Origin of the sequence: Zhengella sedimenti (assembly GCF_046506625.1) — a bacterium.
Lineage (GTDB): Bacteria > Pseudomonadota > Alphaproteobacteria > Rhizobiales > Rhizobiaceae > Zhengella > Zhengella sedimenti.
On record NZ_JBKFFP010000010.1, the window covers coordinates 55,350 to 74,505 of the forward strand.

Annotated in this window: 16 protein-coding genes and 1 pseudogene; 12 read left to right on the plus strand and 5 right to left on the minus strand. The window is 58.9% G+C overall.

All coding sequences use genetic code 11. The features are described from left to right. Positions 1-148 precede the first annotated feature (148 nt). From ACLB6G_RS19475 to scpB, 3 genes are all read left to right on the plus strand, one after another. The gene (locus ACLB6G_RS19475) at positions 149-655 is read left to right on the plus strand and encodes a hypothetical protein (protein ID WP_246670852.1); all 507 of its coding nucleotides are present in this window, start codon (positions 149-151) and stop codon (positions 653-655) included. Positions 656-1,024: 369 nt separating this feature from the next. Further along, entirely contained in the window at positions 1,025-2,065 is a 1,041-nt protein-coding gene (locus ACLB6G_RS19480) for a DUF1403 family protein (protein ID WP_093037009.1), read from the plus strand. Positions 2,066-2,067: 2 nt separating this feature from the next. Continuing rightward, positions 2,068-2,790, plus strand: coding sequence for an SMC-Scp complex subunit ScpB (gene scpB / locus ACLB6G_RS19485; RefSeq protein WP_093037012.1), 723 nt, complete (start codon positions 2,068-2,070; stop codon positions 2,788-2,790). Positions 2,791-3,719: 929 nt separating this feature from the next. On the opposite strand, the gene ACLB6G_RS19490 is transcribed toward scpB, so the two are convergent. Continuing rightward, complete coding sequence (locus tag ACLB6G_RS19490) at positions 3,720-4,010, minus strand: hypothetical protein (protein ID WP_139274564.1); 291 nt, start codon at positions 4,008-4,010, stop codon at positions 3,720-3,722. A gap of 74 nt (positions 4,011-4,084) precedes the next feature. On the opposite strand from ACLB6G_RS19490, the gene ACLB6G_RS19495 reads away from it, so the two are divergent. The 3 genes and pseudogenes from ACLB6G_RS19495 to ACLB6G_RS19505 all read left to right on the plus strand — a co-directional run bounded on the left by ACLB6G_RS19495 (position 4,085) and on the right by ACLB6G_RS19505 (position 5,797). Then, complete coding sequence (locus ACLB6G_RS19495) at positions 4,085-4,873, plus strand: MaoC family dehydratase (protein ID WP_093037332.1); 789 nt, start codon at positions 4,085-4,087, stop codon at positions 4,871-4,873. A gap of 155 nt (positions 4,874-5,028) precedes the next feature. Continuing rightward, positions 5,029-5,301: a hypothetical protein gene (locus ACLB6G_RS19500; protein WP_245414195.1), complete on the plus strand. Its 273-nt coding sequence runs from the start codon at positions 5,029-5,031 to the stop codon at positions 5,299-5,301. Next, positions 5,301-5,797: pseudogene (locus ACLB6G_RS19505) on the plus strand (aldehyde dehydrogenase family protein). The gene ACLB6G_RS19500 and the pseudogene ACLB6G_RS19505 overlap by 1 nt, the downstream one beginning before the upstream one ends. A 233-nt stretch (positions 5,798-6,030) precedes the next feature. Here the strand turns inward: ACLB6G_RS19505 and ACLB6G_RS19510 are convergent. Beyond that, positions 6,031-6,759: a FadR/GntR family transcriptional regulator gene (locus ACLB6G_RS19510; protein WP_093037017.1), complete on the minus strand. Its 729-nt coding sequence runs from the start codon at positions 6,757-6,759 to the stop codon at positions 6,031-6,033. A 449-nt stretch (positions 6,760-7,208) separates the two neighbouring features. Here ACLB6G_RS19510 and ACLB6G_RS19515 point away from each other — a divergent pair, with 449 nt between their 5' ends. Further along, entirely contained in the window at positions 7,209-7,523 is a 315-nt protein-coding gene (locus tag ACLB6G_RS19515; protein ID WP_093037020.1) for an EthD family reductase, read from the plus strand. 534 nt (positions 7,524-8,057) lie between these two features. On the opposite strand, the gene ACLB6G_RS19520 is transcribed toward ACLB6G_RS19515, so the two are convergent. From ACLB6G_RS19520 to ACLB6G_RS19530, 3 genes are all read right to left on the minus strand, one after another. After that, positions 8,058-8,489: a GlcG/HbpS family heme-binding protein gene (locus ACLB6G_RS19520; RefSeq protein ID WP_093037026.1), complete on the minus strand. Its 432-nt coding sequence runs from the start codon at positions 8,487-8,489 to the stop codon at positions 8,058-8,060. A 4-nt stretch (positions 8,490-8,493) separates the two neighbouring features. Beyond that, positions 8,494-11,028 (minus strand): malate synthase G, encoded by a 2,535-nt coding sequence (locus ACLB6G_RS19525; RefSeq protein ID WP_245770677.1) that lies wholly within the window; start codon positions 11,026-11,028, stop codon positions 8,494-8,496. Between the two features lie 377 nt (positions 11,029-11,405). Next, positions 11,406-12,623 (minus strand): CaiB/BaiF CoA transferase family protein, encoded by a 1,218-nt coding sequence (locus ACLB6G_RS19530; protein ID WP_093037338.1) that lies wholly within the window; start codon positions 12,621-12,623, stop codon positions 11,406-11,408. A gap of 242 nt (positions 12,624-12,865) precedes the next feature. Here ACLB6G_RS19530 and ACLB6G_RS19535 point away from each other — a divergent pair, with 242 nt between their 5' ends. The 5 genes from ACLB6G_RS19535 to ACLB6G_RS19555 all read left to right on the plus strand — a co-directional run bounded on the left by ACLB6G_RS19535 (position 12,866) and on the right by ACLB6G_RS19555 (position 19,153). Continuing rightward, positions 12,866-13,984 (plus strand): ABC transporter ATP-binding protein, encoded by a 1,119-nt coding sequence (locus ACLB6G_RS19535; RefSeq protein ID WP_093037028.1) that lies wholly within the window; start codon positions 12,866-12,868, stop codon positions 13,982-13,984. A gap of 209 nt (positions 13,985-14,193) precedes the next feature. Beyond that, a complete protein-coding gene (locus ACLB6G_RS19540; RefSeq protein WP_410357844.1) occupies positions 14,194-15,543 on the plus strand; it encodes an ABC transporter substrate-binding protein in 1,350 nt (449 codons plus the stop codon). 58 nt (positions 15,544-15,601) lie between these two features. Beyond that, positions 15,602-16,474, plus strand: a complete 873-nt coding sequence (locus tag ACLB6G_RS19545; protein ID WP_093037034.1) for a carbohydrate ABC transporter permease — start codon at positions 15,602-15,604, stop codon at positions 16,472-16,474. Positions 16,475-16,477: 3 nt separating this feature from the next. Then, positions 16,478-17,428: a carbohydrate ABC transporter permease gene (locus ACLB6G_RS19550; protein ID WP_410357845.1), complete on the plus strand. Its 951-nt coding sequence runs from the start codon at positions 16,478-16,480 to the stop codon at positions 17,426-17,428. Positions 17,429-17,503: 75 nt separating this feature from the next. Then, a complete protein-coding gene (locus ACLB6G_RS19555; RefSeq protein WP_093037040.1) occupies positions 17,504-19,153 on the plus strand; it encodes a GMC family oxidoreductase in 1,650 nt (549 codons plus the stop codon). Positions 19,154-19,156: the final 3 nt, after the last annotated feature.

Consider the following 19,156-nt stretch of genomic DNA (forward strand, 5'->3'; position numbering starts at 1 on the left):
GCGCGCGGCTTCTCACCGATAGGGGAGGGAGGGCGGTCAGCCACAGGATCCCGCCCTCCTGGCGACGGCGCTGGCCACCCAGCAGCGGATCACGGCAAGCGTCAACGGTGAAAATCCCGAGGGCGACAGGCTCGAGAAGGCGCTCTCAGTGCTCTGGGCGCCGCTCGACCATCCGGCAGCAGCGCGGCCGGTGCTGGCGCTGTGGTTCAACGAAGCCGGCTGGCGCTGTCCCTATGAAGCCAGGCATGCCGTCGGCGCCAAAACTCCGCTCGGCCAGTTGCCGGTGCGCTGGCGCTTCCTGACGCTGCTGGCTCTGGACGACGTTTTCGGTACCGATCCGCGCGTGGACGGTGCAATGCCGCCTGTCGCCGCTCATCTCGCCCGGCGGGCCGCGCCACGACCGATCCGCCTCTCAAGGCCAAGCCGACGGCCGCACGTCCAGCTGCTGAAGCGCTCGGCGGCCGAGTACGAGCGCCTGGCACGTCAAATTCTGGCTGATCCGAACTGGACCGCAGCGGAAGAGCTGCCCCCGCGAAAGCGAGAGCGTGTCCGGGCTCGGCTGATCGATGCTGCGCTTGCCGGGAATCCGGCGTCACCCGGGGCATGGTTGTCGCCCAAACTATCGAGCGACGAGCAGGCGATTCAGAAATGCTGAGACTGCGTGCTGCGGGGCGTAGTCTCACGAATTTCGATTCATCCGGCCGTACAAGGATGCACGAGATTTCGTCCGCAAGCCCGATTGACGTCGATATCGGCATTCTGCTCGACGAGAGAGGCTGCCCGCTGCCGCTGTCCGGGGATTAAGCGCAAACCCGGTCCGCTCAATGAACGCGAATTCTCGTCGATCTGACGCCTAAAGGAGACTGTCCGCCGGTGAAAAGCGAGCCACAAGGCCATTTTTTAAGGGGTCTCACAAAACGAGCGATAATGCAAGATTATCATTCATTATTGTTTGCCGACAGGCAGGGCGCTTTAGGCATATTATCGTTGTCAAAAGCGCCGCCGTGATTCATCCTGCTTTTCGATGATTCTGCGGCCCAAACTCCTCTCGCGCCACCCCGGCAAGCTTCTTGACGCGGTGGCCGTCGCTCCGGTGGCCCTGGTCCCGGCCTGGCTGCGCCGGGCAATCCCGGATGCGCAAAGCGTTGCGGGAAAGGAAGTTGAGGAGGTCGCGCTTGCTGCCGGTGCTGCTATCGGCGCCCTCGATGCGGTAGTCCGCCGGCAGGAACGGTGGGCCGGGGTCTGGCGGCAGCGCCTGGCGCTTGTCGCGGCCGCGGTGACGGCACGACAGGCCGGCCGCGTCGAGGATTCTTTGGCATTGCGCGACGCCGTGCTGCTGACACGCCCCGGCGATTTTTTGTCCGTTGGCCCGGCCGGGCTTTTGCTGCTCGCCTGGCGCCGGTTGGTCGACACGCCTGCCGAGAAACTGCTGACCGAGCGGAGCATCGGCGCGGTGTTGGAAGAACTCGGCTACGCCCCGGATGAAGAGGTGGTCAGCGCTCTGGTGGGGGAACTCGGTCAGATCGGCGGCGGGGCAGAGACGGTCGGGATGCTGACCGGTGCTTTTGTGGCCGCCGAACGCTATGGTTTTGGGCCGGCTTTCGGCGCCTGGCTCGCCGACGGTCTGCTGGCGCAGCGGCTGGCGTGGCCGCATGCAATACCGCTGCTGGGCACCGAAGCTGCTTTTTTTGGCATGCGTGCCGGGCATTCACGTCGGGCGGCGACCGGTATGGCGGCAGCGGGCCCTGAGACAGAGCCGGAGCGTGCCAAAAAACTGCTGGCGGCACAGGCGCGGGCGGCGCTGCGCGCCATCGATCTTTTTGCTGAGCTCGGCCGCCGTGCCGAAAAACTGCTGGCCGTCGCGCCGAAACTCAGGGCCAAGGGAGCGGACGCGATCGTCGACCGGTTGTTGAACGAAGACGCGCTCATGGCCTCGCGCGGGGACAAAAAAATGGACAAAAAGATGAGTGACCGGGGGCTACGCCGCCTGTTCGACCGGCTTCTTGTCCTGGGTGCCGTGCGTGAGCTGTCCGGTCGCCCGACCTTCCGCACCTACGGACTGTGACGATGGCGGCTCGTTCGACCAAAACTCGGCGAGACAATGGGGATGGGCAACGACCGTTGCTTGACCGGGAGCTGGATCACCTGCCGCCGGAGGCGCGCTGGCGCGAATGGATGCAGCGCGTTGAGGCAACCATTTTTGCCGCCAGCGAGCCGGTGACACGTAGTGTCCTCGCGCGGGTGGTTGGCGCGGATTGCAACCTCGATCTCTTGATCGACGACATTCGCGAGGAGCTGCGCGGGCGGCCTTACGACCTGGTCGCCGTCGCCGGCGGCTGGAAACATTTGACCCGGCCGACCTATGCCGACGCCATCCGCGCCGCTATGGGCGGCAGTGAGAAGGCGATGGATCTCACGCAATCCGAGGTGCTGGTGCTGATGTGCGTGGCGTATTTCCAGCCGATCACCCGCGCCGAGTTGTCGTCTTTCTTCGGCAAGGAGATCAGTCGTGATTTTATTGGTCATCTGCGCGGCGCGAAGCTGATTGCGTCCGGCCCGCGCAGCCCGACGCCCGGCGCGCCCTACACCTACGTGACGACCAAAGAATTCCTGTTGGAGTTCGGCCTCGACACGCTGCGCGACCTGCCGGATTTCGAGGCGCTCGAAGACGCCGGGTTGCTGTCGAAGGAGAAGCTGCTGGCAGGGGATATTCCGATGGGGATTGCGGGCGGTGAAGATGATGGCGAGGACGAGCAGCCGAGCGTCGGTCTCGTCGACGACGCGATGTGATGAACGGATCATCCTGGTTTTCCTGCGCCCGCCGATGAGAACTCATGACCATGACGACTGATCGTGCGACAGGCGATGACCGGTGAACCTACATGGCGTTGCCGTCAAGCAGGCTGGCCGGAAATAGCACCAACTTGGTGCCGCCGGCATAGCGTCGCGGCGAGAACAGGATGTCACGAAACCCTGCTGCTTGACCTGGTCGGCGGGCTTCCAGGAAGATTCTGATGCTGTCCCGTGTCTTCCTGACGACCAGCACGAAAGCGAATTTGCTCGTGCGAACAAGGCCGGTCTATGCCGATGCGTCGTCTGGCGGGGCAGTTCGCTTTGGAGCGGTTTGGTGATCGCTGAGGGTCTGGGAGAGACTGTGCAGCGCCCTCAGCAATTCTCCCATCGCCATACTGTGGGACAGCCCGTCTTTTTCGACGACCTTGATCAGCGCCTCGATATGGGCGCTGTCGGTATCCCACGGATTCGAAGAAGTTTTCATAAAGCATCGATTCAGGGGCAACGCGCGGGCGGCCAGGAGCGGGATGCCGCCCGCCGTGTTGCCTGATTTGCGTACTCGTTACCTGGCGCGAATCCCAATCTCGCTGATTATGGTTAAAATAGCATTACAGACTGCGTTTGAATCAGCACCGAAGCATGCCGCTTTGTCGGGCGGATGCAGCGGCACGAGGGCAATGCCCGTGTCGAACGGACACGACAGGATGGCCTGCTCGATTGTCAGAAACTGAAAGCGAACAGTAGATGTCGGTGTGATCGCCAGGACTGCTGAGCGACCTTACGGAATTCGAGGATTTCGGCTGCCCGCTTTGGCATCGAATGCTCGGTCGTGGTGATTGAGTGTGAAATCGCACCGAACAGTAACCCCGCGTCGAGCAGGATTTATCGACCTGATTTCATTGCGAAAATTAGAATTGTCCAAGGATCTAAGAAGGCGCAAATCGCAACCCTTCGAAAATCTGGGAAAGAGCAGCTGAATCAGACACTTGAGCATGCTGGTGCTTGGGGTTACTGTTCGGCGCGATTTCACAACGTGTATGCGAAACTGATAAAGGTGAAGGCCGCGCCACCTCGATGACAACCTTGTCCGCTACAATGTCGCTTGCACCTATTCGCTGCTGGGCGAGACTGATGGTGCCATCAAATTGCCGGAAATTTGCCTGAAGCAGTTTGGGACCGACATGAAGCAATGGATCAAAAACGACTCTCGATCTCATCCGGGATCATCCGGCAATCAGACGCTTTTAGCGCCGTATTGATGTCCGTCAGCAATGCTATGTTAGGAAGTCAAATGGCTGAGCCGCCCTATCGCGTCCAGGCGTTCAACAGCGCCACGCACTCCGAAAACAGGATGCACGATGATGCGGTGGCGCAAAAATATGGCTTCAGCGGCGGCCTGGTGCCAGGCGTCGATGTCTTTGCGTATATGGTCCACGTTCCGGTGGCGAAGTGGGGACGAGCCTTCCTCGAGCGCGGCCTGATGGAGGTGCGCTTCGCGAAGCCGGTTTACGATGGCGAAACCGTGGTGGTTACGTCCGAGCCTTCAGACGAAGGCCTAGCGATTGCGCTCAACGGCAGCGACGTTCGAGCTGCCGGCAGTGCCTCGCTGCCGGACGCGCCACCCCCGATCTCCGTTGGCGATTATCCCGAGACTGCGCCGGTTGCGGTGCGGGGGCCGGTCGATCTCAGGTCTTACCAGGTCGGCAAATGGCTCGGAACGGCGCCGCGCTCCTGGCCGGGCCAATCTGGAGCGGACTATCGGGCGGAAGTACGCGAAACCGATCCAATCTATGCTCGCGAAGGGTTGGTGCATCCCGGTATGGTGCAGCGGGTTATGAACCGGGTCTTGATGGAGAACGCTTTACTGGGGCCGTGGATTCATCTCGGCAGCCGCATGCAGATGCTGTCCACAGCTGCTTGCGATGAAGAGTTGGTCGCGCGGGCACGCGTTACCGCGAACTACGAAAAGAAGGGCAACCGTTTCGTGGAAGTAGATGCCGTTGTTGTTGCGAACGGCCGGAAGTTGATCGCCCACTGCCAGCACATCGCGATCTATCAACTTCGCGAACGAGCAGCGTGAGGCACAAGGCTGTCGAGCAGCATCGTCACCGGCGCACCCGGTTCTGCAGGCCGTCAAAACAGATAAGGGAACGCAAGACACGCACGTGACAATCGCTCCACCAGACGCGGACGGGGATTCTAGTCGCCTTTCAAGTTTGTCCCCCAGGACAGCCCGTGTCTGCTTCGGCGGCGCGGGCATCCTTACAACGAAAGCAATCAAAGATGCCCAATGCGGCGCTGGTATATCCCGATACGAAGCTCTTTATTGATGGCGAATGGCGTGAGGGTCGCGAATGCCGGACTATTCCGGTTATTGATCCGGCGACCGAGGAGACGATCGGCTCGGTTGCACATACCGCGCGCCGGATCTCGACGCCGCGCTGGCCGCCGCCGATCGCGGCTTCAAACTCTGAAGCTCAACCTCGGCGTTTGATCGGTCTAAGCTGATGTGCAAGGCCGCCGGCTTGCTGCGAGAGCGCGGAGATCGCATCGCCTGGCTCCTGACGCGCGAGCAAGGCAAACCTTTGGCAGAGGCCAAGGGCGAAGTGATGGCGGCGCCGACATCATCGATTGGTTCGCTGAGGAGGCGCGCCGCACTTGCGGCCAGGTGATTCCGGCGCGCGCGCGAAGAGCCATGCAGATGACGCTCAAAGCTGCCGGTCGGTCCGGTGGCCGCGTTCACGCCCTGGAACTTCCCGTCAATCAAACAGTGCGCAAGCTCTCCGCGGCGCTCGCCGCCGGCTGCTCGATCATCGAAGGCGCCGGCACCGCCGCCGGCGGCGCCTGCCGAGCTCCTTGGCGCCTTCGTCGATGCCGGCGTGACCGCCGGGGGTCGTCACTCTGGTCTCTGGCGCGCCGGGGGAGATCTCCGAGTGTGAAAATGCGCCGGCCAGTGACCCCGCGTCGAGCAGGATTTGTCGTGCTGATTTCATTGCGAAGATGAGTGTTGTCCTAGGGATCTCAGAAGGCACGATTGTGACCCTGCGAATCTCACAAAGAGCAGCTGTATCAAACTCTTGAATGTTCCAGTACCTAGGGTCACTGGCCGGCGCATTTTCGCAGCCGATCGCCTAATCAGATTCACGCGCTCGAAGGCGCACTGAGTCAGTCGGTCTGGTCGGCATCGAGGTATCGTCCCTCGGTTCATTACGCTTCGGCACCTTGGGGTCGATTGCACTATTTGGTAGTTTGTTCCGGCGCCGCGTGGAGAGTCTGCCATGTGGCCAGGGCTCGGGACAAGTGTCGGTCCATCATTCCCACTGCCAAATCGGTTCGACGAGCCTCAATGGCTTCAAGTATCTCACAATGATCGTCGTAAGCTTGCGTGCCCCGTGAGTAATCTGAAAAGTATATTATGCGACGCTGTTTTGAGAATTCATAAAATAATTTCACCGTGCGAAGCAGTACTCTATTCTGTGTTGAAGCGACGATTCCAAGATGGAACGCTTCATCCTCAGCCTCAATTGTCTTTTTGCTATCAATTGCAAGCTTCGTTTTGTAGAGGATTTCCCTCAGCCGATCTACGTCCTGATCCCGCCTTCTATCGCAGGAAATCCGTACGCCCTGCAGCTCCAGAATACTTCGCACTTCAAACACGTCCTTAGTCTCTTCAGGCTGAAACGGCAGGCCAGAAGACGCACGAAGAACGAGGGCCTCGATGCTACTTTCCTCAGAATTTCTAAGATAGATCCCAGAGTTAGGCCTTCGCTCAATCACACGCATCGACTCGAGAGCGGCCAAAGCCTCGCGAACCGCCCCGCGACTGACATTGAACCTGTCGGCAAAGTCACGTTCCGACGGCAATCGTTCGTTCGGCTCATAGCGACGCTCATCAATGAATGAGAGTATTTTCCCTACAACGTTCGGGACACCGGCAATCCTATCGCTTTCCGTCTTCTCAAGCATTTTTCGGTCTTTTTTCCAGCCGTCAGTCCATCCCAACCAGGTCCATCCCGATACGGAAGGGTCATAAATCATACGCGTTGCTTGGCAACTCGAACCCAAAGTACCAGTGAAACCCTAGCCGGTCTACCAAATTGGTTAATCCGGCTCCGCGCTGAAGCTGCCATATGCCCGATGGTTAAGCCACCCGTTCATTAAACTCCCCACGGCATGCCTTGCGCGTAGAGATGGCCAAGCGCGGCGCCCGGCCAACACCAAGCCGATGGCCTAGCCGTAAACGCCGTCCGCCGTTCAGGGCCTTCCTCTATCGCCACCGCACCCTCGAGACGCAGGTCGAAACTACCTTGCTCTCGTCAAACTCATTTCAGCTAAAATCTAGATGCAATTCATGGGTCGGTGACCTATAAATGCCCCCGGAACGCTCGGAGAGGCGTTCAGGTAGGAGCCCGACCATGATCAAGATGAGCGTCTACTATCCGGCCCATGGCGGCTCGAAGTTCGACCACGATTACTACTGTGCCAGCCACCTGCCACTGATCAGAGAACGAATGGGCGATGCCTGCCTGCGCTACGAGATCGAGAAGGGCCTAACGGGCCGCGAACCTGGAAGCGCGCCGGAGTTCGTCGCAGCGTGCCACATCTACTCACCGAGCCTGGGGACATTCCGGGAGGCGTTCGGCCCACACCGCGCGGAGATCGTCGCGGACGTCGCCAACTATACGGACATCGCACCCATCGTGCAGATCAGCGAAATCGTTGGAGCGTAAGGGCTTCGGTGCGTCAGGCTTGGCCGTTGTCCGGGATCGGCGTCGTGCTCGCCATGACCAGCTAACCGGTGCCGAACAGGTCCACGATCAGGAACGTGTCATTGCCATTCATGCGACAACTACTTTGCTCTCGTCAAGCGCGCTTCAGCCAAAATCTGGATGCGCTCTATGAACCGGTGAAGTAGACCGGCGCTGGCGAACGGTTCCAGAAAGCACCCGAAGCCTGCATCATTAACTCCATCTATCTTCGAAGTAGGGGTCAAAGTTCGGTCGTGCGGATACCCGCCGGGACCAGCGCCGCGTCGATCATTGCCATGACCATGTTCTGCGGGGCCTTGCCGATGTCGATGACATGTCGGCGGTGTCTATAGTGAGGGTGAACATGCGTCTCTCTCCTCACCTGCGAAGAGTAGAGCGAAGGTGCAGCCCGCTCACCGACTTGAGGCCAGCCTGCCGCAAAGTTCATCGGCAAAACCCGCTTCCAAGCACATTCCGCACGCAAAAGCCGTTTCACGCTTTTGCTTGGAAATGGGGTTAGCCCTTGTCCGCGGCCAGGCCTACCTGTTCGACAGCGTGCGCCGCGCAGATTTCGTCGTTGTCCGATGTATCGCCGGAGATTCCGACAGCACCGAGGGTTTCGCCCGCTTCCCCGCGTATCAGGACACCACCGGGAACCGGCACGATCTTCCCGCCGGAAACGCCGGACAGGGCTTGGACAAAATGAACACGCTCGGCGGCGGCCGCGTTCAGCCAGCGGGAGCCCGAGCCGACCGCCAGCGCGCCATAGGCTTTGCCAAAGGCGATCTCGAAGCGGAGCATGGAAGAACCATCCTGCTTCTGGAATGCGATGAGGTGGCCGCCTGCATCGAGCACCGCGACCGAGAGCGGCTTCAGGTTGAGCTCCCGCCCCCGATCCAGCGCGGATTCGATGATGCGATTGGCGACATTCAACGTGATGGTATTCATTGTTTTATCCCGTTCCGAGAACGTTCTCGCCTGCCCCACTGGCCTTCAGCTCCAACCGGCGGGCGTGCAGAACCGGCTCGGTATAGCCGTTCGGCTGGGCGCGGCCCTGCAGCACCAGATCACACGCGGCCTGGAAGGCGATCGAATTCTCGAAATCCGGGGCCATCGGCCGATAAAGCGGGTCGCCCTCGTTCTGCCGGTCGACGACCGCCGCCATGCGCTTCATCGTCTCCATCACCTGATCGCGCGTACAAACGCCATGATGCAGCCAATTGGCGATGTGCTGCGAGGAGATGCGCAGCGTGGCGCGATCCTCCATCAGGCCGACATCGTTGATGTCCGGCACTTTCGAGCAGCCGACACCCTGGTCGATCCAGCGCACGACATAACCCAGGATGCCCTGGGCGTTGTTGTCGAGTTCCTTCTGGATCTCTTCGGGCGTCCAGTTCGGCCGCAGGGCGACGGGGATCGACAGGATGTCGTCGAGCTTGGCCTTCGGGCGGTTTTTGAAACCTTCCTGCACGGCGTGCACATCGACCTTGTGGTAGTGCGTCGCATGCAGCGTCGCGGCTGTCGGCGACGGCACCCAGGCGGTGTTGGCGCCGGCCTTCGGGTGAGCGATCTTCTCAACCAGCATCGCCGCCATCAGGTCGGGCATCGCCCACATGCCCTTGCCGATCTGGGCATGACCGGCAAGCCCGCACTCCAGGCCGGTGTCGACATTCCACGCTTCATAGGCGGAAATCCACGCCGCCTGCTTCATGTCGCCCTTGCGGATCATCGGGCCGGCTTCCATCGAGGTGTGGATCTCGTCGCCGGTGCGGTCGAGGAAGCCGGTGTTGATGAAGACGACGCGTTCGCGGGCTGCACGGATGCATTCCTTGAGGTTGACCGTGGTGCGGCGTTCCTCATCCATGATGCCCATCTTCAGCGTGTTGGGCTGCATGCCGAGCGCCTGTTCGACGCGGCCGAAAAGCTCGACAGCGAACGACACCTCCTCCGGCCCGTGCATCTTCGGCTTGACGATATAGACCGAGCCTGTCCGCGAATTGGCGCGGCGGCCATTAGGGCCGACATCGTGCAGCGCGATCAGGCTGGTGATCATCGCGTCCATGATGCCTTCCGGAACCTCATTGCCGTCGCGGTCGAGGATCGCCGGGTTGGTCATCAGGTGGCCGACATTGCGCACCAGCATCAGCGAGCGGCCGGGCAGAGTCAGTTTGCTTCCGTCGGGTGCCGTATAGTCGCGGTCAGGATTGAGCTTGCGCGTGAACGTCTTGCCGCTCTTCGAGACCTCTTCCTCTAAATCGCCCTTCATCAGGCCGAGCCAGTTGCGGTAGACGGCGACCTTATCCTCGGCGTCGACCGCGGCGACCGAGTCCTCGCAGTCCTGGATGGTGGTAATGGCCGATTCCAGAATAACGTCTGAAATTCCAGCCTCGTCTTGGCTTCCGATGACGTGTTGATCATCAAGGATGATTTCGATGTGAAGGCCGTTTCTCGATAAGAGCAACGAAGACGGATTGTCGACGTCACCTAGGTACCCCGCGAATTGTGAGGGATCGCGCAACCCACCCTCCGAGGAGCCCGTCATCAGTCGAAACTGACCATCTTTAATTTGAGAACTGGTCATGTTTGACCAGCTGTCTGTCTTCAACGGCACGCTGTCATCTAAGAATGCTCGCGCCCACGCGATGACTTTCTCGCCGCGCTTGGGATTGTAGCCATTGCCCTTTTCGGCGCCGTCGGTCTCGGGAATGGCATCGGTGCCGTAGAGTGCATCATAGAGCGAACCCCAGCGCGCGTTGGCGGCATTCAGCGCATAACGGGCATTCATCACCGGCACGACGAGTTGCGGACCGGCGACGGTGGCGATCTCCGGATCGACGTTTTCGGTGGTGACCTTGAAATCCGGACCTTCGTCCAGCAGGTAGCCGATCTCCTTGAGGAAAGCCTTGTAGGCCGCCATGTCGGACGGCGCGCCATTTTCGCGATGCCAGGCGTCGATCTTCTCCTGAATCTCGTCGCGCTTTTCGAGCAGCGCCCGGTTCTTCGGAGCGAGGTCGCGAACGATCTTGGCGAAGCCGGCCCAGAACTCTGCGAGCTTGATGCCGGTGCCCGGCATCGCGCGCTTGTTGACGAAATCGTAGAGCCCGCGATCGACCTGCAACCCGCCGACTTCGATTCGATTTGCCATGTCCAAAGCTCCGTTATGGCGCCCCCACAGGCGCGTATCGTTTCGCGGGTTCGGTGCATAGAAAAACCCTTCCACTTCCAGCTCTGCGCTGACGGAAAGGTTCGTGACGCCGGTCTGAACCCTGATGAATCGGTTTGCGGTATCAATCTCGCGAACATCCCGCACCACGCTATCGGCCGTCGGAAGTGCGCCGCCTGCCAACGATGTCTCCGCACCGCGCGGGATAACCGGAACCCGCAGATTGTGGCAAATTCTCATCGCCGCCGCTACCTCCTCGGTGGTGCGAGGCAGAACCACGGCGAGCAGCGGACATCGGTACGCCGTCAAACGCGTCGCATTCATATGCCTGGGTTTCCTCCGGGTCCGAGACGATCGCGTCCGCGGGCAGGACGGTACTCAACGCGGCGACGATCTCGGGCTTATGGGCGATGATCGCGGCGTCGGGAACGGGCATGGCGATGCTGGACATTGGCTCAATTCCGTCTGACCGAAAGCAGTGAATAACCGGACGCTCCTTCGCGCTCGCCTTCATCGAAGGCACACGAGATGCGCAGGCTCGCGACAAGCAGACTCACGAGCATCACAGCTATTTCCCGCGCGCCGCGCGAGAATCCGGAGCGAAGGGGAAGCGCGATATTCGCTGCGGCGGCTCGCCCGCGATGACCTTGGCGCGTCGAACGGCTGAGACCGAATCCGGAGCGCACGCAGCCGGCCCTGAATCATCCGCAATAGATAATCTTGTCCTTCTCAAGTCGCGATATTTCATCGTCGCCGATGTTGAGGATTGAATTGAGGATGTGCTTCGTATGCTCCCCAAGCATGGGGGGGCTGATGGTGTACTCAATTTCTGTCTGAGAGAATTTGATCGGATTGGCCACGAGCGGCACGGTCTTGCCCGTGGTGTGGGGAAGATTGATCTGCAATTCGCGATGGACGACCTGCGGATGCACGAATGCCTGGTCGAGTCGGTTGATCGATGCGCATGGTACGCCGATGGGTTCGAGAAGCGCGATCCAGTGCTCGGTTGGTTCCTGGGCAAGGCGTTCGGCCACGATCGGGATCAGAGCGTCGCGGTTTTCCAAGCGATCCGTGTTTGTGGTGAAACGGGGGTCGTCGCAGAGCACTTGCAGCCGGGACGCCGTGCAGAACTTCCTGAACTGCTGGTCGTTCCCCACCGCAAGCACGAATGATCCGTTGCTCGATTTGAACACCTGATAGGGCACGATGTTCGGATGGGCGTTTCCATATCGGCGCGGCGGCTTCCCCGTGGTCAGATAGTTCAAGTTCTGGTTGGCCAGAGCGGCAAGCTGGACATCAAGAAGCGCCATGTCGATATGCTGGCCCTCGCCCGTCCGCTCGCGATGCAACAACGCCGACAGCACACCTGTTGCGCTATACATTCCAGTGAGGAGATCGGAAATCGGGACGCCGACCTTCTGAGGGCCGCCGCCGGGCTTGTCGTCCGCCTCGCCCGTGATGCTCATCAGCCCGGATATGGCTTGGATGGCCATGTCGTATCCGGCTACGTTTTTCATCGGGCCGGTCTGGCCGTATCCCGTAATGGAGCAGTACACGATGTCCGGCTTTATGAGCCGGAGCGCTTCATAGTCTAGCCCATACCGTTTCATGTCGCCGACTTTATAGTTCTCTATGAGAACGTCGGTCTTCCTGACCAGAGATCGAACGATGTCCGCGCCTGCTTGCGTGGCGATGTCCACGCAAATCGAGTGCTTGCCGCGATTGGCGCTCAGGAAGTAGGCACTCTCGGTTGTTCCATCAAGATGCGGTGGCCCCCAGTGGCGAGTGTCGTCGCCGGTGAACGGGCGTTCGATTTTCCAAACCGTCGCCCCTAGATCGGCCAAGAGCTGCCCGAGCCAAGGGCCCGCAAGAATCCTCGATAAATCGAGAATTTGGTATCCGCTTAACGGTCCTGCCATATCAACAACCCACATTCGAGATTAATAGCTTCTTGACAGAAGCTGTGGGTAATGCGTAACTGGAGTTACCAGATTGGTCAATCCAATTTTGGCGCCCACCCATCCGGGGCAATATCAAATCCACGTCGCAGACATTGACGAAACTGCGAATCTGGTCTATCCAAATTGGTCTACAACAAGGCCGCCGGGAGGGCGGCCTGCGATGCCCGCACTGGGGATCACGTTTAGGGAGGTTTTGCTGCATGGCGCGAATATCGCTCCAAAATGTCTCCAAGTCGTTTGGTGGCGACCAGGGCCCTTGGGCCGTTAATAAATTCTCCCTAGAGGTAGAAGACGGCGAGCTCGTTGTTTTTGTCGGTCCTTCGGGATGCGGAAAATCGACGACACTGCGGATGATCGCTGGCCTCGACGACACCACGTCGGGCACCATCACGATCGGCGGGCGGGATGTCACCGGTCTGCCACCGAAAGATCGCAATGTTGCGATGGTCTTTCAGAACTATGCGCTGTATCCGCAGAAGTCGGTCTACGACAACATGGCGTTCGGCCTACGGGTGCGCGGTGAAGCGAAGCAGGAGATCGACCGGCGCGTGAGGGCTGCAGCGGCCAGCCTAGACCTCGAATCCCTGCTCCACCGCAAACCGCGACAGCTGTCGGGCGGGCAGATGCAGCGTGTGGCACTCGGGCGTGCGCTCGTGCGGGACCCCGATGTTTTCCTTCTGGACGAGCCGCTTTCCAATCTGGATGCGAAGCTGCGCGTCAAGATGCGGGAAGAAATCGCGACGCTCCATGCCCGTCTCGGGGCAACGATGATCTTCGTGACACATGACCAGGTCGAAGCAATGACGCTTGGAGACCGTATCGTGATCATGCGCGATGGCCTGATCCAACAGGCTGGGAAGCCTCTCGAACTCTACGATCGGCCTGCAAACACGTTCGTAGCCGGGTTTATCGGTTCGCCCGAAATGAACCTGATCGACGGGCAGTTGTCCGACGCAAGCGGGCGGCTCGAGGTGCGATCGGGAGACCTTTCGGTAGGCATACCAGAAAAGACCTTCGCCAGGAGCGGACAGAACGTGACGCTTGGAATCCGGCCCGAGCACCTCGTCATCTCTAACGGCTCGCCGCTTGAGATGACCGTGAACTTGGTCGAGCAGATCGGAGCGCAGACTTATCTCATGGGCACGCTGGCCGGCCATAAGATGCGTGCCGTCCTCCAGCGTCGTGATGAAATCCGCGCCGGTGACAAACTCCCTATCGCCTTCCCGAGTGAGCGGCTTCACCTGTTCGACTCCATTAGCGGTGCGTCGCTGCGGATGGCGCAAACGGGCGGCAAAATCGGCGTAATGGAAAATGCGTAATGGCCCCCTGCGAGAGCGGCGGGTCAGGCTGATACTGCGCCCCTGGACCGTGGAGGGCGTCACCGGACTTCAGTAGGAGCTCTGTGTCGCGTCCTAACGATAGCACCTCTGGAGCGTCATAAAGGAGGGTCAACGCTATACTCGATACCGGCGACGTTAATTCTTGGCATTTGGCTTGAACTGACAAGTTAACAAGGGAGGAGCAGGAAATGAGCATTTACATTCCAGGTAGAGTGAGAATGGCGGTAGGCTTGTCCGGCATGACCCGCCGCAACTTTCTTAAATCCGCTGCCGCCGTCGGAGCAGCAAGCCTCGCGGCGCCTGCGGTGGTGCGGGCCCAGTCCGGCGTCACGCTTCGGTTTCTCAACAACGAAACTTCGGTCGCTAGTCAGGCAGCCCTGAAAAAAGCGTGCGACGACTACGAAAGCAAATTCGGCGTCAAGATAATCGTCGATTCGAGCCCCATTAGCGGCACGATGCAAAAAGTGATGGCGGCGGTCGCTGCCGGCCAGCCCTATGACATCATGACTTCCGGGTTCATCGCTGGAATCTTGGAGTATATTCACGCCGGCGCCATCGTCCCGGTGACCGACCTGGTCAAAAAGTATGACTGGGGCAAGAAGGCCGCATGGGAGTATCAAGGTGAGAACTGGTACTATCCGTTCGATTACAACCTCGTCGTAAATTATTACCGGAAAGACCTCTATGCCCAGAAAGGTCTGAAGATACCGGAGACGTGGGACGACTTCTTGAAGAACTGCCAAGCGCTTACAGTCGTTAATGGTGGAAATGTTGACGTCGGCGGCTGTGTCATACCTCTTGCAAGCGACGGCTCGACCAACTGGGCGAGCTTCGGCAATATGTTCGCCGAAGGCGCGGAGCTCTTTGACAAAGACTGGAATGTCGTTTTCGACCAGGGCGAGAACGCTGATCGTGCCACGCGCTTCTTGGATTTCTACGGCGAGTTGTACAAGACGATGCCGCCCGGCATGAACGTCGTGAGTTATGCTCAACTAATGAGTCTCTTCGCCACCGGAAAGGCGGCACACAGTGTCTATTCTGGTCGGTTGGTCGAAGCGCTTGAAGCGACTAACCCAGAACTCGCCGATAAGTACGGAATATTCCCCTCGCCTGGTAGTACCGGTCAAAAGGCACTTTCATATGCTTTTGACGGCTTCTGCGTAGGGAAGTCGAACCAAAGCGAGGAGGCGATTAAGTTCCTTCAGTGGTTTGCAGAAGAGCATTACGTCGATTGGCTGCTTTCAGCATGGATGAACAACCATCCGGCGCGCCTGGACATCTATGAGAACGAGCGTTGGAAGAGCCATCCCATGATCAAGAAGCATTGGAATACGATGATGACGATGAAGTCCTACATTGAAGGCGACAACATCAAGATCATGGCAATCGACACCAGCGGTCCTTCGATCGACATGCGTGCTTGTAACGTATTCAACGCGAATGTCATGCCGGAAATGCTCCAGCAGAAAGTCCTCGGCAACGCCTCGTCGGCTGATTGCGTCGCCGCGACTGCGCAACGCATTCGCTCCGTCATCTAACTGCAGATCGGGGCGGCCTCCGCTGCCGCCCCGATCGTTCGTTCAAGGGATGATTCTTATGGTTCAGGACCGGCGAATTGTTGCATTGTTTATTGGCAGTATCTCCTTGCTCGCATTTATTATTGGCGGCCCGTTGATTTACGCGGTTATGCTATCATTCTATTCGGCCCGTTCGTTTATGAGCGAACCCGAGTGGGTCGGCCTGAGCAACTACATCAAGGTATTGCAAGATCCTCTTTTCTGGAATTCGTTGACGAACGGCCTCACAATCGCGCTTTCGTCGATTGTCCTGCAGGTAGTTCTGGGCGTTGGAATAGCGATGGTGCTTAACAAGCGCTTTGTTGGCCAGACCATTGCACGTTCGATCGCTATTCTTCCCTACTTCCTGCCGACAGTTGTCGCCTGCCTAGTGGCCCAATGGATTCTCGAGCCAAACTACGGATTGGTAAAGACCGCTCTGGCATCCATCGGTGTTGGAATGCTCGATTGGAGTTCTCATGCCTTCACGGCCAAAGGCACAATCATACTCGTCAGTGTGTGGTTGTGGACACCTTTTGTCGTAACCTGCGTTCTAGCTGGTTTGCAGACGATCCCAACGCAACTTTACGAAGCTGCTCGCGTCGATGGCGCCGGTGCTTGGACGCAATTCTGGCACATCACGATACCAGGCTTACGCTCGGTTCTGATCGTGGTCATCCTTCTGCGTGGCATCTGGATGTTCAACAAGTTCGATCTGATATGGCTTTTGACAAAAGGCGGGCCGCTCAACCAGACAGAGACCTTGCCTACCTTAGCCTATCGGAAGTCGTTTATTGAGTACAACCTGGGCGGGGGCGCCGCTGTGGCAACGATCTCCTTCCTCCTGCTCTCAGGCGTCATTCTCATCTATCTGCGCCTGTTCCCCATCGATGATGCAAAGCAAGGGCGATAAGAAATGAAGAGCCATGTAGAGCGATTGCCCGTTGATTCCAGTCGCCAGATACCTGAGCGCGAACCGATTCGTCCGAGATCGTCGCTGCAACACGGGAGCAAGGTTCAGGAAAGCACTTTCTGGAAACCATTCAAAAAGCTATCGGCAAAAATTGCCCTTTATGCAACAGTACTCGTTATCTGTCTTTATTCACTCTTTCCGATATACTGGATGATCATTTCGAGCCTAAGGCCCGCGGAACGCCTTTTTCTCGATACATCTCTCGTTTTCTGGCCGCCGGACCTGACGTCTTACGTCTCCCTCTTCCGGCAGACGAATTATATCGTCAATTTTCTGAACAGCGCTCTGATGGCGGTTGCGACGATTACCGTCTCCCTCGTGCTGTCGGCATTTGTCGCTTACGGCGCCACCCGGCTGCGCTTTCGGGGCAAGACTATGCTCGTTGCATCGATGCTTTTTGCCTACATGTTCCCACCCCTCATGCTGGCCATCCCAATGGCGGCAGCTTTCCGAACGATCGGCCTCACCGACACACTGTGGGGGCTGTTGATCGCCCATCTCGCAATTTCGCTGCCGCTGGCGGTGTGGTTGCTCTGGGGTTTCTTCAAGTCAATGCCGTTTGACCTTGAGGAGGCTGCGATGGTTGACGGCTGTTCTCAGTTCGAAGCGTTCATCAAGGTCGTCTTGCCATTGTCCGCTCCCGGGCTCATCACTGTCGCCATCTTCTCGTTCCTTCTCTCTTGGGCCGACTTTGTGTTCGCGCTGATACTTATTATGAGCGACCAAAGAAAGACGCTCCCCGTTGCTCTGCAGTCGTTGCTCGGCGCGCATGATTTGCGTTGGGGTGAAGTCTTGGCCGGCGCTTCGCTGATAGCTCTGCCTTTGTTTGTAATATTTATCTTTTGCTATCGGTACTTCGTCGCCGGGCTGTCAGCGGGTGCGGTGAAGGGATGATCCCGTCAAAAAGCGGCGGAAGATCGGTCGCGTTTTGATCTGGATTCCAAAAGCATCACCATCGGGAGAAGGTTTATGGCGAGCTACGACTATATTATCGTTGGTGCAGGTTCGGCCGGATGTGTTCTGGCAACTCGCCTGAGTGAAGACGCTAATGTGAGCGTATTGCTGATTGAGGCGGGCGGGGGGAAGTCGATGTTTGTCGATATGCCCGCCGGAATCAAGGTTCTCTATACGAGCGGTCGATACAACTGGCGGTTTTGGACTGAGCCGCAGCAACATCTAGACAATCGCCGGATCTATATCCCCAGAGGGAAGGTCATAGGAGGGTCGTCATCGATCAATTCCATGATCGCTATGCGCTGCAACCCGTGGGACTACGATTCGTGGGCGTCTCGGGGCATGCCTCAGTGGAGCTTTGCCGCGATGCTCCCCTATTTGCGCAGGATTGAGGATGCGAGCCTGGTCGCTGAACCTGATAATGGAACGCGTGGGCACACCGGGCCCATTAAGCTTTCCTACGGGCCACGGCGCCCGACCGCCCAGGCGTTTGTCGACAGCCTCCTCGCCGCCGGTTTACCAGAGAACCATGGATTCAATGGACCCTCGCAGATAGGCGCAGGTTTCTACGAACTTACGATAGCAAATGGAAAGCGGTCCGGCTCATTCAAGTACCTGGAACGCGCCAAGGGACGCCCGAACCTCACCATCCTCTCCAATAGTCATGTTCGTCGCATTAACGTTGAAAGAGGTGGTGCCCGTGGCATCGTCCTGGTCCAGAACGGCCGCGAGAAGACGATCAACTGCGATCGAGAGGTTCTGCTGACGGCAGGCGCGATCGGATCGCCGCAGCTTTTGATGCTGTCTGGTATTGGGCCTGCTGATCATATGAAGTCTTTCGGCATCAAACCCGTTCACGATCTTCCGGGCGTGGGCGAGAATCTTCAGGACCACCTGGACCTCGCGGTTCGCTTCGAGTCATCGCAACCGACGACGTTGACCCCCTATATGGGCCTCCTGAGGGGCGGCATGGCCGGCGCTCGGTATATTCTCAAAGGCGATGGTCCGGCCGCTTCGCAGGCCGTGGAGGCGGGAGCGTTTTGGGGCCCTGACCGATCATCTCCGTTGCCGGAGTGGCAGGCACACTTTGCCAACGTCCTCCGCAATCCGCCGGCCGGCGAGCGTATCGCTCACGGTTTCGCTGTTCGCGTATGTCAGCTCAGGCCACAAAGTCGCGGTACGGTAAGATTGCGAAGCGGAGACCCCGCCGTTCCACCGGCGATCGACCCGCGTCTTGCTTCCGAACGTGCAGACCTCGAGAGCCTGAGAGATGGCACGCGCGATATGTGCGATATGATGATGCGCGGACCACTCAAGAACTTCATAAAACGTCCGTTGGATGCGGAAGTGTTCGGCAATCTCTCCGAGCAGGAGGCTTTCCTGCGAGCGCGGGCCGAGACGGTGTATCACCCCGTAGGGACCTGTCGCATGGGCGCTGACGATGCATCGGTCGTGGACCCGAGCATGAAAGTCCGCGGTGTTGATGGTGTACGGGTGATCGACGGTTCGGTGATGCCAACGCTTCTAAGCGGCAATACGAACCTGCCGATTATGGCGATCGCCGAAAAAATCGCTGACGAACTCATCCACGGCGAAAGCGTTTCGCGTGATCACCCGATCGCTGGGGAGATGCTTGCGCACGGGCGCCACGCGCCCTCCTCCTGAAAG

Bases quoted from the DNA above. Each gene is read 5' to 3' on its own strand.
- ACLB6G_RS19480 (WP_093037009.1), top strand. From the start codon at position 1,025: ATGATTCTGCGGCCCAAACTCCTCTCGCGCCACCCCGGCAAGCTTCTT.
- scpB (WP_093037012.1), top strand. From the start codon at position 2,068: ATGGCGGCTCGTTCGACCAAAACTCGGCGAGACAATGGGGATGGGCAA.
- ACLB6G_RS19490 (WP_139274564.1), bottom strand. From the start codon at position 4,010: ATGAGATCGAGAGTCGTTTTTGATCCATTGCTTCATGTCGGTCCCAAA.
- ACLB6G_RS19495 (WP_093037332.1), top strand. From the start codon at position 4,085: ATGGCTGAGCCGCCCTATCGCGTCCAGGCGTTCAACAGCGCCACGCAC.
- ACLB6G_RS19510 (WP_093037017.1), bottom strand. From the start codon at position 6,759: ATGCTTGAGAAGACGGAAAGCGATAGGATTGCCGGTGTCCCGAACGTT.
- ACLB6G_RS19515 (WP_093037020.1), top strand. From the start codon at position 7,209: ATGATCAAGATGAGCGTCTACTATCCGGCCCATGGCGGCTCGAAGTTC.
- ACLB6G_RS19520 (WP_093037026.1), bottom strand. From the start codon at position 8,489: ATGAATACCATCACGTTGAATGTCGCCAATCGCATCATCGAATCCGCG.
- ACLB6G_RS19525 (WP_245770677.1), bottom strand. From the start codon at position 11,028: ATGAATGCGACGCGTTTGACGGCGTACCGATGTCCGCTGCTCGCCGTG.
- ACLB6G_RS19530 (WP_093037338.1), bottom strand. From the start codon at position 12,623: ATGGCAGGACCGTTAAGCGGATACCAAATTCTCGATTTATCGAGGATT.
- ACLB6G_RS19535 (WP_093037028.1), top strand. From the start codon at position 12,866: ATGGCGCGAATATCGCTCCAAAATGTCTCCAAGTCGTTTGGTGGCGAC.
- ACLB6G_RS19540 (WP_410357844.1), top strand. From the start codon at position 14,194: ATGAGCATTTACATTCCAGGTAGAGTGAGAATGGCGGTAGGCTTGTCC.
- ACLB6G_RS19545 (WP_093037034.1), top strand. From the start codon at position 15,602: ATGGTTCAGGACCGGCGAATTGTTGCATTGTTTATTGGCAGTATCTCC.
- ACLB6G_RS19550 (WP_410357845.1), top strand. From the start codon at position 16,478: ATGAAGAGCCATGTAGAGCGATTGCCCGTTGATTCCAGTCGCCAGATA.
- ACLB6G_RS19555 (WP_093037040.1), top strand. From the start codon at position 17,504: ATGGCGAGCTACGACTATATTATCGTTGGTGCAGGTTCGGCCGGATGT.